Genomic DNA, 17,106 nt, shown 5'->3' with positions numbered 1-17,106 from the left:
TCGGGAATGGGGTCCGAAGACCCGGTTTGACGCACCCATCGACTCTAACGCAACTCGAGTTGCATTATGTATAGTTGCCGTCAGCTGCGATCGAGAACTGGCCGCGCCCGTGGTCCGCTGATCGGCGGTGAGAGAAGGTGGACCTTGACGGCGCACCAGTCCAGCCGACGTTCCCGGCTGGCCAACGCCGTCAAGAGCATTCGCCGTATCGATGATCGGATCGATCACTACTTCGTCGATGTACCCGATCCGAGTCTGGATGGTCCGGCCAGTCGCCGGCACGTGGCCAACCGCTTCGTGGTCCTGGCGCTGATCGGTATCGCTGTCAGCAACCTGGCGGCGGCATTCGAGACCGTGGTCATGATCCAGTTGGTGATGACCGGCGGTGAACTGAGCGTGCCGGGGATGATCGACGCGGCGAATATCCCGGTCCTGATCTGCTCAGTGGTCATCGGCTTGTTGTTCGGCGGTGCGGTCAGTACCGCCGTGTTGTATCCGCAGCTGGTCTGGTTTGTGAAAGCCGTTCCGGCGACACCGGATCGGCGCAGATCGATCCAGATGATGCCACTGCAGCAAGCCGGCGCAACGCTGCTCACCTGGGCGATCGGGGCACTGATCTACATCCCCTTCGGACTCGGCGGCACCGCTGTGGAGTTCGTGGTGTTCGGATCGGCCTTCCTCATGGCGGGGACGTCGGCGGCCTGCCTGGCGTACCTGTTCGTCGAACGGGTGTCGCGGCCCCTGGTGGCGATCGCGTTGCGTGACGGGGTGCTGGGCCGGTCCATCCTCGGCGTCCGGGAACGCCTGATCGCGGTCTGGATCGTCTTCTGCGCCGTCCCGCTGGTGGGCCTCATCGCGATCAACGTCGGCCGGTTGCCGGACTGGATCCCGGCGAGCCGGTACGTCGTCGACGTTCCGACGGTGGTCCTGGCCGGCTTCTGTCTGGTGGGTGGAATCCGGGCGACGGTACTGGTGTCCCGCTCGATCACCGACCCGCTCGGTGAGATCCGCAGCGGGATGGAGCGCGTGAGGGCCGGGCAGTCGCATCCGGTCCTGGAGGTCTACGACTCCTCCGAGCTCGGGATCCTCCAGCAGGGGTTCAACGACATGGTGTCGGGGCTGGCCGAGCGCGAGCAGATCAGAGAGCTGTTCGAACGGCACGTCGGAGATGGCGTCGCGAAGCTGGCGCTGGAACAGGGTGCGGGTTTTCATGGCGAGAACACCTATGTCGGTGTGATCTTCGTTGACGTGCAGGGCTCGACGAAACTGGCCGAACGCGAAGCGCCCGAAACCGTCGCGACCCTTCTCAACAGCTTCTTTGCCATCGTCGCGGAGGTCGTCGAACGGCACAGCGGATTCATCAACAAGTTCGAGGGTGATGCGGCGCTGGCGATCTTCGGTGCGCCCAGTGCGGTGGCCGATCCGGCGGGCGCCGCACTGGGCGCCGCTCGCGATCTCCATGCCGAACTCGAAGTGCTTCGACCGCTCCACTTTTCGATCGGGGTCTCGGCGGGGACCGTGTTCGCCGGCAACATCGGCGCGGTCAAACGCTACGAGTACACGGTGATCGGCGATGCGGTGAACGAGGCGGCGCGGTTGTCCGAGGCCGCCAAATCGGTTCGCGCGCACGTGCTGGCCAGCGGATCGGCGATCGAGCACTCCGACGACGAACACGGTCACTGGGATTCGATCGGATCGCTGGTGTTGCGGGGCCGCGCGGTACCGACCAGGCTCTACACGATTCCGGTCGACAGCGAACAGGGCAGCCGTAGCCTGAAATCGCTGATCGGCACCGCTTTCAAGTTCCCGACGACCATGGTTTCCGGTGTTGTCGGTGAGGGGACCCGGTCGCTGTTCGGGATGCGCGACCGGAGATGACAGGGCAAGACACATCGATGCTCGAACGACGAGGGGTAGGTTGAGGCGATGACATGGACCACGGCGGATATCGGCGATCAGAGCGGACGTACCTTCCTGATCACGGGAGCCAACGGCGGACTCGGTGAACAAACCGCTCTGGCGCTGGGAGCTGCCGGGGCGAACGTGATCCTGGCCTGCCGGAACGTGGCCAGTGCCGAACCCGTGGCCGCCCGGATCGGTTCCAACGCCACGGTCACCGAACTCGATCTGGCCGATCTGGCTTCCGTCCGCGCGTGCGCCGAGCGGACCGGTCCCATCGACGTGCTGATCAACAACGCCGGCGTCATGGCAATACCGCTGCGGCGCACGGTCGACGGTTTCGAGATGCAGATGGGTACCAACCACTTCGGGCATTTCGCGTTGACGGGGCTGTTGCTCCCCAAGATCTCCGATCGGGTCGTCACCGTGTCGTCGGCCATGCACCAGATGGGCAAGATCAACCTCGAGGATCCCAACTACCGGCAGCGCTCGTACTCGCGTTGGCCGGCGTATGGCCAGTCGAAACTTGCCAATCTGCTGTTCTCGTACGAGCTGGCGCGGCGGCTCGCCGCCGCCGGGTCGCCGGTGAAATCGATGGCGGTCCACCCCGGATACGCCGCCACCGGGTTGCAGTCGCACACAGAATCGGTGTGGGACCGCTTCATGGTTCTCGGTAACCTGATCGCTCAGCCGGCCGCCGACGGCGCCCTGCCCACCCTGTACGCCGCGACGTCCGATCAGGCACGGTCCGGCGGGTTCTATGGTCCGACCAAACTCGGCGGATCCCGGGGTGCCCCGGGACCGGCCAAGAGCAACAAGCGCTCACGCGATGAACTGACGGCCGCCGGTCTGTGGGAACTGTCGGAGTCGTTGACCGGCGTGACGTATTCCGTGGACCCGGCCTCGTCGAACTGATGCGGGTGTGACCTTCCCGTTCTGAAAATCGCGGGATGCCGCTCCTGCGATCCTTAATCTCGCCGGCCGCCGGAATATGATGCTCGTCACAATTTTCGGAGTGATCGGGTGTGAACGCCGGTTTGACGCGCGCAGGTTCCATTGAACGATTGACGGAATCCGATCGTCCGTTCCACTACTGACTCTAACGGTCAATCAAGTGTGGTGAATCATCCTGTAAGTGCTGTTGCGCGAACGCAATCGAGCAGCGATGCTCACATCTACTGATTCGAATACCAACTCGGCCAATACCTTCGGAGTTCTGCATGCGCGTATCTTTCCGCGAAGTAGGCTTTCGCAATCAGGGCTTCGTCCATCGTCGGCGGGGTCTGGTGATGGTTGTGCGCTGTTCCGGCGGAGCGTGACAATGCGCCTCGAGGACCTGATCGTCGAGAAGAGCCGGATCACCGGTGACCCCTCCGACGATTGTGGCGGGCGCGTACGACTTCAAAACATGAACACTCGTATTCGTTGCCTCGGCGCCGCGATGCTGGCGATCGTCACGCTGTCCGTGAGCCTGGGCTACGTCTACTGGCTCACCTTCGCCGGGACCTCGGTTGCCGGCCGGGTCTCGGTTGCCGGTTCGATCGTGTTCGTATTGCTCGCGATCTCATTGCTGATCGAATCCCTGCGGATGATCCTCATCTGCATGCTGGCCACGTCCACCGTCCTGGTGAAGAAGCCGGTCCTTGTCAGACCTCGCGCGGGTTTGAACGTTGCGCTCTTCATCACCTATGTTCCGGCCAGCGAGGACATCGCTGTCCTGGCGGGAACCCTGCGCGCGGCAAAGTTGATCGAGCATCACGTCGAGAACGAAAACGGCGTGCAAACGGGAACTTTCGATGTGTTCGTGCTCGACGAGGGTGATCCGCACGATCCGCAACGCGTGCCCGGGCTGATCGACGCGATCAACGACGAGGTCAGCGGCAACATGATCTACCACTTCAGCAGGCTGGGGATACCCAACTATCACGCCGGCAAGAAGTTCTCGACCAAAACCAAGTACGGAAACATCAACGCCGCTTTCGACTGGCTGAGCACCACGGACCGTTTTCCCGCGTACGACGTCATCATGGGGCTCGATCCCGATCATGTCCCGCTCCCGGAGTTCGGTGACCGCATGCTCGGCTATTTCGAGGACCCCGATATCGCCTACGTTTCGGGGCCCCAGGCCTATGCGAATGCGACCTCCAACGTCGTCGCCAAATTGGCCGAGTCGCAACAGTTCCCATTCCACGCGTTGATCCAGACCGCCGCCAACACGTACTGGGCGCCGATGCTGGTGGGCACCAGTTATGCGATCCGCAGTGACGTGTTGCGTCAGATCGACGGCATCCAGTCGTCGATCACCGAAGACATGGCCACCAGTTTCGAGGTCCTCTGTCGGACGAACCCGAACACCGGTCGCCTGTGGAAAGGGGTGTACACCCCCGACCTCCTCGCACACGGTCAGGGACCGGACACCTGGGGGAGTTTCTACAAACAGCAGACCCGTTGGGCGCGAGGATCATTGGAACAGATGTTCGCCGGACCCTTTCTGCGTCAGATGTGGGGGATGCGGCGGAGTCCGCTGCGCATCGCGCATTACCTGCTGTTGATGTCGTTCTACCCGGTGATGGCGGTGACGTGGCTCCTCGGGGCGGTCAATGCGCTGCTGTTCGGTATTTTTGGCGTCAGTGCCACCGGCGTGGCCCCGGATGACTGGCTGCTCTTCTACGGTTGGGTGTCTGTTCTGCAGATGTCGGTCTACGTCTCGTCGCGGCGTCACAACGTCAGCCCCTATGAGGTCGGGCGGTCCTGGGGCGTCTACGGGATGTTCATGAGCGTGGTCACCGCGCCGGTCTACGCCGCCGCACTGATCAAGATGGTGCTCCGGCGGAAGGCCGGCTTCGAGGTGACGCCCAAAGGCGTGCACAGCAACCGGGACACCTGGTTCGCCTTCCGGCTCAACATCATCTGGCTGCTGTTCTACGTGATCGTGATCGTCCTCATCTGTGTCAATGGCTACGCCGACCCCGCGACCCTGCTGTGGCCGCTGTCGGCGGCGGCGCTGTCGGCCTCACCGATGGTGATCTGGCACTGCTCGACCTTCCGGAAGCGGGCGGTTGCGGTGGGGGCCGCTGCCGATCCGGATGCTGCCCACACCGGCACGTTGGCTCGTACGCCGGTGAACGCTTGACTCCGCGAATACGCCGGAAGCTCAAGGTGAGCTTCGCGTCGGTGGTGAATTGGCGAACGGCCATCGGCGTGGGTGCGGTGCTGTTGCTGGCCGGCTTCTCCGCGCCTCCGGCCGCCGAGCTGATCCAGAACGTCAACAGGCATCGGCTGATCAATTCCGACGAGTACAAGGCTCAGCACGGCAAATGGGAGACCATCACGCTGCCCGGCGATCACAAGATCAATGCGGTACACGCGGCGTTGCTTCCCTCGGGGCGGATACTGCTGATCGCCGGTTCGGGCAACGACAAAGAGAGTTTTGAGGCCGGGCAGTTCAGCACGGTCGTCTACGACCCGTCCGACGGGTACATCAAAGAGGTCAAGACACCCGAAGACATGTTCTGCGCCGGCCACGCCCATTTGGCGAGTGGCAACCTGCTGGTGGCCGGCGGAACGCAGGGGTACGAGAAGGCGGCCAAGGACGTCACCAACGCCGGTGGCTACGTGACAATCCGGAACGAGACGCCCGGCAAGTCTTTTGTGGTTCCCAAGGGCACGACACTGACCGCGCTGGCCAGTGGCAGGCAGTACCGGTCCGACTCGGAGGTCGTGGTGCCCGCGGCGACGGTCAATCCCCGGACTCGTAAGGTCGCGCCGACCGACCGAAACGTCTTCGTGGAAGCCGTGATCGCCGGAGCGGCGGGAGTGTCACTCAAAGGTGAGGCCTACCGGGTGGAACTCGACGGGATGTCGCCGGCGGATCGGCGCAATCTGCACGGTTTCGCGCCGAAGATGACCTTGGAGAAGAAGGAGTATCAGGGGACCCGCTACTCCTATGAGTTCAACCCGGTCACCGAGGAATACGAGCGGGTCGGCGACATGAACTACGCCCGCTGGTATCCGACGCTGACCACCTTGCCGAACGGAACCGTCATCGCGTTGTCCGGTCTCGACAACTCCGGTCGAATCCTGGACGGCCAGAACGAGATCTACGACCCCAAGACGAAGCAGTGGACGGAACGGGGCAGCCTGAAGAGGTTCTTCCCGACCTATCCGGCGGTGTTCCAGACCGCTCGCGACGACGTGCTGTTCTTTGCCGGGCCGTCAACCGGATGGGGACCCGCCGAATCGGGTCGGGAGCCCGGCCTGTGGAACCTGAAGAACAACACATTTGCGCCGGTGCCCGGACTTCGCGATCCGGATCAGCTCGAAACCGGGTCGTCCACGTGGATCGGTCCGGTCAACGATCAGCGGTTGGTGGTCGTCGGCGGGGGCGGCATCGGGAACTCGCCGCTGTCCACGGAGAGGATCGACATCATCGACCTCAAGAACCCGGCACCCCGATTCGAGCCGTTCGGTGAGTTGGCGGACGGCACCCGGTATCCGAGCCTGGTACCGCTGCCCTCGGGTGACGTGTTCATCACCGGAGGGTCCCGGGACTATCGGGGTGGCGGTGAGAGCGACCTCCTCAAGAGCTATGTGCTGACCGCCGGCGGTCAACTCACGGCGATGGCCGATCCGGGTGTCGGCCGCAACTACCATTCGTCGGCGATCCTCCTGCCGAATGGGCAGATCCTGACGATGGGATCCGATCCGCTGTTCTCGGACAAAGCCAACTCCCTGCCCGGAGAGTTCGAGCAGCGGTTGGAGATCTACACCCCGTCCTACCTGTTCCGGCCGGACGGAAAGACGGTGTCGCGCATCGAGGTCTCCGATGGTCCGGTCGCATTGCCGCTGGGCAGATCCGGAGTCTTCAACCTGGATCCGGGATCCGAAGGCACGACGATCGCATCGGCGAGGTTGGTGCTGCCGGCCGCAACGACGCACGTCACCGACACCAATCAGCGGGTTGTCGACGTCGGATTCGTCCAAGATCGGGATAAGGTCACCGTGACCTTGCCGACCGAACGAGCTCTACTGCCCAAGGGGAGTTACATGCTTTTCTTCAATGACACCGCGGGGGTTCCCAGCATCGCGAAATGGGTTCAGGTCGAGTGAATCCGGTTGAGGAACCGTCGGTCGGACCAATCCGCGCCTCGCCGGTGCGTCGAGTTGCCCTGGCGTGGTCGGCTTTCGGCGTGCTCCTGCTCTCGGCTTGCACCGGTGGGGCCGAAGGTGGTCCTGCCGACAGTGCAGCGGTTCCCGAACGTGCCGCACCGGCGCGCGCCGACTATTCGGTCCGGGCCGACCCGGAGTACACCGCGAACCTGGTGGCAGCGAAAGGCTATGTCCCAGCGGACAAACAGCAGTCCCTGAGAAATTTGATCGACACCCCGGTGGCGGTGTGGCTCTTCGCCGACGACTCCGCGCAAACCGTTCGTGAGGTGCTGGACCGTTCGGTGGCGAGCGGATCGGTGCCGGTTTTTGTGGCCTACAACATTCCTCATCGCGATGACGGTGGTCATTCGCAAGGTGGTAGCGCATCGGCCGCGTCATATATAGCGTGGATTCAGGGAATCAGTGACGTGATCGGGCAGGGCGATGCGGTGCTGGTCCTGGAACCGGATGCGCTCGCGCATCTGCCGGATCTGCCCGACGCCGATGCCGCAGAGCGTGTCTCGATGCTGGCCGCAGCGCTGAAGGTACTTGCCGCGAACACGAACACCGCGGTCTATCTCGATGCAGGCAACAGTACGTGGCGCACCCCGCAGGTCACGGCAGAGTTCCTCGCACGGATCTCGGCGCATGACGTCGACGTACCGGGAATCGCGCTGAACGTGGCGAACTACCGTCCGCGAGTCGAGACCGAGCAGTACGGTCTCGACGTTCAACATGCTTACGGCGAGCATCTTTTCGTGATGATCGACAATTCGCGTAACGGCGCTGCCGGTGGCAGCGCCGAGTGGTGCAACCCGCCCACGCAATCCTTGGGCACGATCTCGGACAGAACATTCGATCCGGATGCCAGGGTCGAAGAGGTGTATGTGAAGGTCCCCGGCGAGTCCGATGGACAATGCGGGATCAGCGACAAACCGGCCGGTGAGTTCGACGGAGATCTGCTGGTCGCCCAATTGCCCTGAGGTGACGGCCGAGTCCTGGCAGAACTCGGCCGACACCTCAGACCATCATGCAGATCGTCTTCGACTCGAGGTAGTTGTCGAGGCCGGGTGCGCCGTTCTCCACGCCCCAACCGGACTGCTTGTGACCACCTTTGGGTAGCTCAGGTGAGAAGTAGGAGTGGCAATTGATCCATACGGTTCCCGCCTTGATGTCCGCGGAGAGCCGATGGGCGGCACTGAAATCGCGGGTCCAGACGCTGGCGGCGAGCCCGTAGTCGGTGTCGTTGGCCCAGCCGAGCACCTCGTCGATGTCGTCGAACGCGGTGACCGCCACCACCGGTCCGAAGATCTCCTCCCGCATCAGCGCCATGTCCGGGCCGGCGCCGGTGATCACGGTCGGCCGGTAGAAGCTGCCCTCCCCGTCGACGACCGTGCCGCCGGAGACCACTTCGGCTCCACCGGCCACACCGCCGTCCACGTACTCGGCGACCCGCGCCCGGTGCGCCCGGCTGACCAGCGGACCGAGATCGCTCGCCGGGTCGAGTCCGTGGCCCAGCCGCATCGAGGAGGCCGCGGTCGCCAGACCGTCGACGAGTTCCTGATATGCGTTGCGCGCGACATATACCCGTGAACCGGACACGCAGACCTGCCCGGCGTTGGCGAAGATGCCGCGGGCGACGCCGGGCACCGTGATCGACATGTCGGCGTCGTCGAGGACGATCACCGGCGACTTGCCGCCGAGTTCGAGCGTGAGCCGGGTGAGGTTTCTGCCACCGGCGTTCTCCACCAGCTTCTTACCGACCTCGGTGGACCCGGTGAAGGTCACCTTGTCGACACCGGGATGCTGCGCCAGCGCTCGTCCGACGTCACCGTCGCCGGTGACGATGTTGACCGTTCCGGCCGGGATACCCGCGGCGAGAATCAGTTCGCCGAGGCGGACCGCGGTCAGACTGGTGTCCTCGGCAGGTTTGAGCACCACGGTGCAACCGGCCGCGAGTGCGGGAGCCAGTTTCATCGCCGCCATCAGCAGCGGCGAGTTCCAGGGCACGATCGCCGCGACCACGCCGACGGGCTCGCGCACGGTGTGTGCCATCACCTTCCGGCCGGCCGGCTGGTAGGTGATCGACGGTGTGATGGTGGTACCCGAGATCTTGTTCGCGTAGCCGGCGTAATACCGGAACTGTTCTGCAGCCGAGGGAATCTCGGCGAAACGGGAGGTGGCCCACGTCTTGCCCTGGTCGAGTGTCTCGAGCTCGGCCAATTCGTCGGCGTGCTCGTCGATCAGATCGGCCAGGCGCCACAACAACTTGCCGCGCGCGGCGGGTGTGCATTGTGCCCACTGCCCGATCAACGTCTCACGCGCCGACCGCACGGCCTGGTCGACGTCAGCCCCTGAGGCGCAACCGATCTCGGCGAGCAGCTCGCCGGTGGCCGGGTCGCGGCTCTCGAAGACCCCTCTGCCGGCCGCCACCCATTCGCCGGCGATCAGGAGTTTCTTGGGTGAGGTACTCAGGAACCCGGCGCTGTGGCGAGGAACTGTGGTCGGGGTGTTCACGCGTCTGCTCCTCGGCGGCTGCGGGCGGGCGGAAAGGGCAGGGCTCCGTAGCGCAGCCCTTTCGCCTTGAGCCAGCGTCGGTAGGTGATGGATGAACCGTCTGCCCGGGTGGGGATTTCGTCTCGCGGGTCCAGCGGCAGCAAGAGGGGGCGCTGATTCTCGACGATGATGCGGTCCTGCAGGAAGATCGTCTGCTCGAAATGGAGCAGGTCGGTGTAGTCGGCCTCCTGATCGACCAGGTACATCACCGGCTGTGCCCGGCACAGGGTTTGGGTGATCGGCTGGATGAACAGGGCGATCGCGTCCTGGCGGGTCGGGTCGGCCGGTGACACCCGGTAGAGCACCACCAGGTACGGGGCGGGGACCCGGTAGGACAACTGCGCGAACGCGCCCTCGGAACTCGCACTGACCTGCGGCTGGAAGAACGTGCAGTTGGTGGCCCACACCTCGTCGACGTCGCGGCGGATCTCCGATTCGTACTTGGCCACCTCGGTATTCGATTCGCCGCCGAGGATCCCGGGATGCACGAACGGGAAGTGGGCCATGTCGAGGAAGTTCTCCACCACCCGGCCGGGCGAGGTGCGCATCGTGATCCATCCGCACGGTACGTACCGCCGATCCGGTTCCAGCGATTCGGGGAGATCGAAGATGTCCCCGGCCGGGGTGCCGAGCGTGGTCCAGACGAACCCGTAGCGCAGGCGGACGGGCAGCTCGACGCCGTCTGCGTGGACCAGCGGGATGTCCGCCCCGTCGGCCACACAGGTCACTTCGACGCCGAGAAGTGTTGTCGTGATTGCACCGTCGCCCAGTTCGGTGAGGGCGCACACGGCATACCATTGGTCCAGAACCACCGGATCATCACAGCGGCCGTCGCCATCACTGCCGGCATCGCCGTGGATATCGTCAATCGTGGGCACTGAAGACTCCTTCCAGGTCGTCGTGTTCGGCGAGCCAGTCCGCCCGCCGTTTGAACAGGCCCGGAACCGAGGCGCGGGCGCGGGCGATGATGTCGGGCAGATCCTGCGACACGAGCTGTCCGTCGCGTACCACGACCCGGCCGTCGATCATCGTCAGGTCCACGTCAGAGCCGCGCACCGCATGGACCAGGTTGTGCTGCAGATTGAAATACGGACCTTCCGGGAAGAACGGTGTCATCCGCGGGGTGTCGGTACGGATCGCGATCAGATCGGCCTTCTTCCCCGGCTCCAACGACCCGATGTCGGCGTCCAGCCCGAGACCACGGGCACCGTTGATGGTGGCCATCTCGATCACCTTCCAGCTGTCGAGGGCGGCGGCATCCCCGCTCGAGAGTTTTGCCAGCAGGGAAGCGGCTTTCATCTCCTCGAACATGTCGAGGTTGTTGTTCTCCTTCTCGCCGTCGGTACCGAGCCCGACGAGTACACCGGCAGCGAGCAGGCGTTCGATCGGTGCCACCCCGCTCGCCAGTTTCATGTTGCTCACCGGGTTGTGGACCACGGCGACACCACGCTGGGCGAGCAACGCGATCTCGTCGTCGTCGAGCCAGACCGCGTGCGCGAGCATGGTGCGCGGGACGTCGAAGAATCCGAGTCGCTCCAGCGCCATCATCGGCCGACTGCCGTATCGCTTGTCGAACTCCGCGATCTCGATCTCGGATTCGCTGCAGTGGGTGTAGAAACCGGTGTCGTAGTCGCGTGCCATGTCGATGGCCCGGCGCTGCCCGGCGGCATCGGCATAGAAGACGTGCTCGAGCCCCACCCAGACCGACACCCGTCCGTTCGCGGCGCCCTGACTGCGCTGCAGCAAGCGTTCGTTGTCGTCGAGGGTGTCGAAGTAGTCGAAGTCGGGGTGCGCCCCCACGTAATTGACTGTGACAAGCCGGTTTCCGACTCCGGTGGCGGCGGCGACGCTGCCGTGCATGTGCCGCCACATGTCCACCACGGTCGTGGTACCGGCCAGCACACTCTCGGCGTAGCAGAGCCAGGACGCCGCCTCCGCCTCGGCAGCGGAGACCACCCGGTGCATGGGATCGATGTGCACGCGCAGCCATTCCCAGACCGGAAGCGCCTCGGCCGTACCGCGCAACAGCCCGGAGTGGCTGTGCGCGTTGATGAGTCCGGGCATCAGCAGCCGTCCGGGCAGTGCGGTCACCTCGGCCTCGGGGTACGTGGCGGTGAGTTGGCCGGTGGGTCCGACGGCGACGATCCGGTCACCGTCCACCAGGACCGCGCCATCGGGGATCACGGTGCGGGCGGCGTCGACGGTGACCACGGCGTCGGCGGTGAGAAGAGTGCTCATGCGGCGGACCTTCCGGCGATCAGATCTGCGGCGCGCTCGGCGAGCGCGACGACGGGGGCGTTGGTGTTGCACGAGGGCAAGATGGGGATCACCGAGGCGTCCACCACGCGTAGGTTCTCGATGCCGTACACGCGCAGGTCGGGGTCGACCACGGCGGCGCTGCCGGTCCCCATCGCGCAGGTGCCCGCGGTGTGGAAGAACGTCGAACAACTCATGCGCACGAACGCTGCGCGGTCGGCTCCGGTGAGTCGGCGATCCGGTGCGATCGGGCGCTCGATCAGCTCACGGTAGGCCGCGGTCTCGGCCAGATCCATGACGGTGTCGAGTCCGGCGACCAACGCGGTGAGATCACGGGGATCGGAGAGGTACCGCGGATCGATCTCCGGTGCGGTCGCCGGGTCGGCGGAGCGCAAGGTCAGCTGTCCGACGCTGTACGACCGCATGAGCCCGGGAGAGACCGCAAAGATGTTGTCGGAACCCGAAAGTCCGTACGTCGCCGCGACCTCGGGCGTCGCGTGTGGGCCCTGGACGACAAAGGCGTGCAGGTCGGGGAGGGGCTGCTCCGGTGAGCTGCACCAGTTCAGGATGGCCCCGCCGCCGTTGTCGCGTACCGACCCCAGCGGCAGGCGTGCGGCGAAGTTCACCCCCATCAGAAGCGGGTGGTCCTGCAGGTTCTGGCCCACACCCGGCAGGGCACTTCGGACCCGGATGCCATGCGCACCGAGCTGTTCGGGGTCGCCGATGCCCGCAAGCAGTAGCAGATGGGGACTCGAGATCGCGCCGGCCGCCAGGATCACGTCCCGGTCGGCACGAACCATGGATCCGCCGATCTCGACCCCGATGCAGCGCGGACCATCGAATACGAGGGCATCGACATGGGTACTGGTCCGCACGGTGAGATTGGGCCGCTGCGCCACCGGGTCGAGATAGGCGCGGGCCGTACTCATCCGTCGGCCGTTCGCGATCGTCAGATTCGCCAGGGAGGCGCCGTGGACGTCATCGCCGTTCGAGTCGTCGAGGACCGGAAAGCCCAGTTCCGCCGCCGCACCCAGTAATGCCTCGGCGACCGGATGGGGTTCTGCGGGTGTGGTGATGGTCAGTGGTCCTGCCCCGCCGCGCAATTCGGAGGCACCGCCTTCCCAGTTCTCGCAGCGGCGGAAGTACGGGAGCATCGACTCCCAGTTCCATCCCGGTGCGCCACTGTCCTCCCAGGCGTCGTAGTCGCGCGGATGTCCCCGGTACCAGAGCATGGCGTTGATGCTGCTCGAGCCTCCGAGTACCCGTCCGCGGGGTATCGGGACCACGCGCCCGTCGAGGCTCGGGTTGGCCGCGTAGGAGTGACCCCAGTCGTGGTCGCCCGACAACAGTGACGCCCAGCCGGCCGGCTCGTCGATCTCGCGGAGCCCGACGTGACTCGGGCCGGATTCCACCAGCAGCACGGTGACGTCCGGATCTTCCGAGAGTCGCGCGGCCAGAACACATCCCGCCGACCCGCCACCGACGACGATGTGGCCGAACGTCTCAGTTGTGTTCACTGGGCCCCATGATGGTGATCTGTTCGGTGGCCTCCACATGCCGGACGAAGATGTACTTGTCCTCCCGGCCGTCGCTGTGTTTGCGTTTGATGCCGGGCTCGACCACGCTCGAGACCTTGGCGACCAGCACATAGGGTTCGTCCGCCGTCAGTCCGGCCGCGCAGTGCTGTTCGAACTCCTCGAGAGTGGTTGCGGTATAGGCATGTTCGATACCTGCGCCGCGGGCGATCGCCGCAATGCTGACGATGCCCTTCGACGTGTGGGTCGGTGGGCCCCCGATCGACTGGTAGCACTCGTTGTCCCAGACCACGGTGAACAGATTGCGGGGGCGTTCGTTGGCGAGGGTGGCGAGTATGCCGAGGTTGAACAGCATCCCACCGTCGGTGTCGAGGGAGATGATGCGGCGGTGCGGCAGACCGGTCGCGAGTCCGAATGCCTGCGGGGTCACGCATCCGAGTTGCTGCTGGAACAGGCTGGCGCTGCGCATGTGTGGTGCGGCGTTGTACCACTCGTCGACACTGGCGCCCAGCGAGACGATCACCAGTTCGTCCGACAGTTTGTCGGCGAGTACCTTCATGCAGTCGAACCGGGTCATGTGTTCGCTCGAGTCGTTCATCGGACCAGACCTCCGCCCAGGGCAATTGCCGAATGATGGTATGCCGCATAAGACCACTCGAAGGCGTCGTGGATCGCCCGCTCGATCTGGTCTTCGTCCCGCACGATGCGGTAAGGGATCCGCAGCGCATCGAGGATGGGTTCCATCGTGATGCCGTGCGGGACGGCCCACCAGTTGTTCTCACCGAGTTCACCGCGGTAACTCATGAGCATGATCACCGGTATCCCGGCGCCCAGGCCCATGCGGGCCAGCGGTTCCACCGACGCGCGCAGCCCGGAGTTCTCCATGATCAGGGCAGCTCGTTTGCCCGAGAGGAAGATGCCGCCGCAGATGGCCGCTCCCTCACCCTCGTTGGTGACCTGGATCGTGCGGATGTCGGGGTCGGCGTCCAGCGCGGGATAGAGCTCTTTGAACAGGGAATCGGGGAGATAACACACGGTGCTCACGCCGGCCTTCTTGAGACCGCGGATCACCGCATCTACTGCGTTTTGTTGCATGGCAAGCCTTTTCTTCTCGGATGTCAGGGGAAGACGGGGATACCGGGCATCGTGACGAAACCGGGCAGTGACTGCATTCGGCGCAGCCACCACCGCAGCGCTGGATAACGCCCGCGGTCGATGCCGATGTCCCGGGTGAGGGCCGCGCCGGGGAAGAGCGCGATGTCGGCGATGCTGGGATGTGGTCCGGTGACCCAGTGGTTGTCTGTTCGCGCCAGCGTGAGGTGGTCCTCGAGTTGTTGTACCGCCACCGTCGCCCGGGCGGCGGCCTCATCCAGCCGGGCGGTGCTGTACAGGGCCAGGTCGCGCGCGGCGTTGATGGCACCGAATGTGTCGGCGCTGAAGCCGAGCCAACCGGTGAGCTGGGCGTCCGCGGATTTGCTCGGCGCCCAAGTGGTATCGGCGGCGAACTCCGTCGCCAGGTACTGCAGGGCCTCCTCGGCCCCGCGTACGGTGTGGTCGCCGTGGTGCAGGACGGGGACCTCACCTGCCGAACCGGAGATCACCGGATAACAGTTCACGGGCACCTTTGTGTACTCGATACCGAGCAGCGCCAGTCCGAGTCGCACCTTGTAACAGTCGAGGTCGAGTTCGAAGTCGTCGAGCAACAATTCACTCACGATGCCACCGCCACGTGTGCGTTCATCTCGTCCCGGAACGCCTGCGCCCACACGTTGATCTGGCGCAGGAGAGCCGGATCGGCACCCTCCACACCGACGCAGATGTGCATCCCGGTTGTTGCCTCGTCGCGGACCTGGAGGCCGATGACGATGTCGGATCCGTCGATGGTGGTGTGGAGGAGATTGTCGGCGTGTTGCATGGTGTCCGTGCGGGCGCTGAGCCACTCCAGGATCTGGGGGAGCGTCGCGTTCACGTACACCGAGCAGGCGGGTGTCGCAGGGTATTCCGGTGGCATCTCCGCTGCCGGTTCGATCTCGCCCCGGGTGGTGCCGGAGCGACCGTCCACCCACACCATGCCGTAACGCTCGGCGGTGCGATACCGGTCCGCGCGGACCGAGCTCGGCGGATCGAGGTCGGGATGGGCGGGTATGTGGCGACATCCTCCCGTGGACGCGTATTCCCAACCGTGGTAAAGGCATACGAGCCGATCGTCGCGGACGAAACCCAGGCTCAACCGCATACCGCGGTGTGGGCAACGATCGTCCCAGGCGTGGACGAGTCCATCGCTTCCCCGCCATAATGCGATGGCGTGGCCCTGCAGCATTGTGTCCGTCGACGAACCGGAGGGCACGTCGCGGCTCAATGCCACCGGGGCCCAACCCGAGGCCGAGTCGCGGTGGGATGAGAGCATCTCGGTGATTCCTTTCTCTTGCGCTGTTCGTGATCAGTCGTGGCGGACGACATCGTGGACAACGCTGGTGCCGGGCGCGAGTTCGCAGGCCATCTCCAGGGCGCCGACGAGGTCGGACCGGCCACCTACCCGCACGACGATCCGATGTGGGGCGGCCTCCATGACCTCCGCCTGCACGTCGAGGACCTCGGCGCGCGCGATGATGAAGTCGCAGAAGACATCCGGCATCAGATCCCCGGTCAGGATCAGGGTTGCCGCCATGTACACCACTCAGATCATGTCGAGGATCTTGGTGGTGAACAGCTGCTCCGCGGTCACATCGATCCCGTTGGCGGACAGTGTCGCGATGTTCTTCTCGATCAGGGCCGGCGGCAGGGTGAGCAGTCCGCCGGCGTCGGTGTCGGGTGTGACCATGATCTGCGGCAGGGTCTGTGACTCGAGTAACTGCTGTGCGCGGTCGAAGCCCTGATCTTTGCCGAAGACATTGAGTGTCAGGTCGGTGCCGAGCGCGGGATCGGCCACGTTCGCCTCCCAGCCGAGTCGTTCGGCGCGAAGGAATCCGGCGAGCATCTCGGGATTGTTCTCGACGGTCTCGGTTTTGGCGAAGTAGACACCCGAGAAGACGGCGTAGCCGAAGTCGGCGAACAGAAAGGTGTTGGTGGCAATACCTTTGGCCTCGAGTTGTGTGGGCTCGTTGATGACGAAGACCACCTGGCCGTCCACTTCCTTGTTCACCACGGGTGCGGGATCGAACTGAACGGGGACGACTTCGATGCTGTCGGGGTCGATGTTGTTGATCTGCAGCAACAGGTTGAACGACGTCTCGTTGAGCGCAGCGACACCGATCTTCTTGCCGACCATCTCCTGGGGGGAATTGATGGGTGTTTCGGCGAGGGACAGAATGCAGAAGGGGCTCTTCTGGAAGCGGGTGCCGAAGACCTTGAGGTCGGCGCCCTGGGTGATCGCGTTGGCCACCACATCGGCGTTGCTGCCGCCGACAGCGGCCTTCCCGGACATCACCACGGTGTCGGGGCTGACGTTGGGGCCGCCGTTGAGGAACCCGACCTTGAGTTTGTTGTTCGTGTACAGACCTGTGTCCGAGGCGATCCAGCTACCGGAATGTTCAGTGGTCGGCAACCAGCTGAGCTGGTAGTCGATGGTGGTGGTGCCGTCGGCTGCCACCGATGTCGAGGACCCCGAGCAGGCCGTGAGCAGTGTGGGTCCGCCCAGGGCGATGGCTCCGAGTCCGAGACCACCCTTGAGCAGACTCCGTCGGGACAGCGAAAATCCTGCGTGGGACATGGT

The 17,106-nt window shown here is 64.6% G+C and carries 15 protein-coding genes; 5 read left to right on the top strand and 10 right to left on the bottom strand.

Translation table 11 applies throughout. From position 1 onward, the window contains the following. The first annotated feature begins 144 nt into the window (after positions 1-144). The 5 genes from AC51GR_RS11150 to AC51GR_RS11130 all read left to right on the top strand — a co-directional run bounded on the left by AC51GR_RS11150 (position 145) and on the right by AC51GR_RS11130 (position 8,030). On the top strand, positions 145-1,878 hold the full coding sequence (locus tag AC51GR_RS11150) for an adenylate/guanylate cyclase domain-containing protein (protein ID WP_496324710.1): 1,734 nt from the start codon (positions 145-147) through the stop codon (positions 1,876-1,878). Positions 1,879-1,926: 48 nt separating this feature from the next. After that, entirely contained in the window at positions 1,927-2,814 is an 888-nt protein-coding gene (locus AC51GR_RS11145) for an oxidoreductase (protein ID WP_496324709.1), read from the top strand. A gap of 406 nt (positions 2,815-3,220) precedes the next feature. Next, positions 3,221-5,032 carry a glycosyltransferase family 2 protein gene (locus tag AC51GR_RS11140; RefSeq protein WP_496324708.1) on the top strand — a complete coding sequence of 604 codons (1,812 nt, stop codon included), beginning with the start codon at positions 3,221-3,223 and terminating at the stop codon, positions 5,030-5,032. Next, positions 5,029-7,008, top strand: coding sequence for a radical copper oxidase GlxA (gene glxA, locus AC51GR_RS11135; protein ID WP_496324707.1), 1,980 nt, complete (start codon positions 5,029-5,031; stop codon positions 7,006-7,008). The genes AC51GR_RS11140 and glxA overlap by 4 nt, the downstream gene beginning before the upstream one ends. After that, positions 6,990-8,030 carry a glycoside hydrolase family 6 protein gene (locus tag AC51GR_RS11130; RefSeq protein WP_496324706.1) on the top strand — a complete coding sequence of 347 codons (1,041 nt, stop codon included), beginning with the start codon at positions 6,990-6,992 and terminating at the stop codon, positions 8,028-8,030. The genes glxA and AC51GR_RS11130 overlap by 19 nt, the downstream gene beginning before the upstream one ends. A 37-nt stretch (positions 8,031-8,067) precedes the next feature. Here the strand turns inward: AC51GR_RS11130 and AC51GR_RS11125 are convergent, their stop codons facing one another. Genes AC51GR_RS11125 through AC51GR_RS11080 form a run of 10 tightly spaced genes read right to left on the bottom strand, consistent with a single transcriptional unit; the run spans position 8,068 to position 17,103 of the window. After that, positions 8,068-9,564, bottom strand: coding sequence for an aldehyde dehydrogenase family protein (locus AC51GR_RS11125; RefSeq protein WP_496324705.1), 1,497 nt, complete (start codon positions 9,562-9,564; stop codon positions 8,068-8,070). Continuing rightward, on the bottom strand, positions 9,561-10,481 hold the full coding sequence (locus tag AC51GR_RS11120) for an aromatic ring-hydroxylating dioxygenase subunit alpha (RefSeq protein WP_496324704.1): 921 nt from the start codon (positions 10,479-10,481) through the stop codon (positions 9,561-9,563). The genes AC51GR_RS11125 and AC51GR_RS11120 overlap by 4 nt, the downstream gene beginning before the upstream one ends. After that, entirely contained in the window at positions 10,468-11,841 is a 1,374-nt protein-coding gene (locus tag AC51GR_RS11115) for an amidohydrolase family protein (RefSeq protein WP_496324703.1), read from the bottom strand. Before AC51GR_RS11115 ends, AC51GR_RS11120 begins: the two co-directional genes overlap by 14 nt. Beyond that, the gene (locus tag AC51GR_RS11110; RefSeq protein WP_496324702.1) at positions 11,838-13,376 is read right to left on the bottom strand and encodes a GMC family oxidoreductase; all 1,539 of its coding nucleotides are present in this window, start codon (positions 13,374-13,376) and stop codon (positions 11,838-11,840) included. The genes AC51GR_RS11115 and AC51GR_RS11110 overlap by 4 nt, the downstream gene beginning before the upstream one ends. Further along, complete coding sequence (locus tag AC51GR_RS11105) at positions 13,363-13,992, bottom strand: thiamine pyrophosphate-dependent enzyme (protein ID WP_496324701.1); 630 nt, start codon at positions 13,990-13,992, stop codon at positions 13,363-13,365. The genes AC51GR_RS11110 and AC51GR_RS11105 overlap by 14 nt, the downstream gene beginning before the upstream one ends. Then, positions 13,989-14,489, bottom strand: coding sequence for a thiamine pyrophosphate-binding protein (locus AC51GR_RS11100; RefSeq protein ID WP_496324700.1), 501 nt, complete (start codon positions 14,487-14,489; stop codon positions 13,989-13,991). Before AC51GR_RS11100 ends, AC51GR_RS11105 begins: the two co-directional genes overlap by 4 nt. 23 nt (positions 14,490-14,512) lie before the next feature. Then, a complete protein-coding gene (locus AC51GR_RS11095) occupies positions 14,513-15,109 on the bottom strand; it encodes a glutathione S-transferase family protein (RefSeq protein WP_496324699.1) in 597 nt (198 codons plus the stop codon). Further along, positions 15,106-15,801 (bottom strand): Rieske 2Fe-2S domain-containing protein, encoded by a 696-nt coding sequence (locus tag AC51GR_RS11090; protein WP_496324698.1) that lies wholly within the window; start codon positions 15,799-15,801, stop codon positions 15,106-15,108. Before AC51GR_RS11090 ends, AC51GR_RS11095 begins: the two co-directional genes overlap by 4 nt. Before the next feature lie 33 nt (positions 15,802-15,834). Beyond that, positions 15,835-16,062, bottom strand: a complete 228-nt coding sequence (locus tag AC51GR_RS11085) for a hypothetical protein (RefSeq protein WP_496324697.1) — start codon at positions 16,060-16,062, stop codon at positions 15,835-15,837. 9 nt (positions 16,063-16,071) lie between these two features. Then, positions 16,072-17,103: an ABC transporter substrate-binding protein gene (locus tag AC51GR_RS11080; protein ID WP_496324696.1), complete on the bottom strand. Its 1,032-nt coding sequence runs from the start codon at positions 17,101-17,103 to the stop codon at positions 16,072-16,074. Between the last annotated feature and the right edge of the window lie 3 nt (positions 17,104-17,106).

The sequence above is a fragment of the Williamsia sp. z71 genome (genome assembly GCF_059553375.1).
This window is presented reverse-complemented; position numbering and strand designations above follow the sequence as displayed.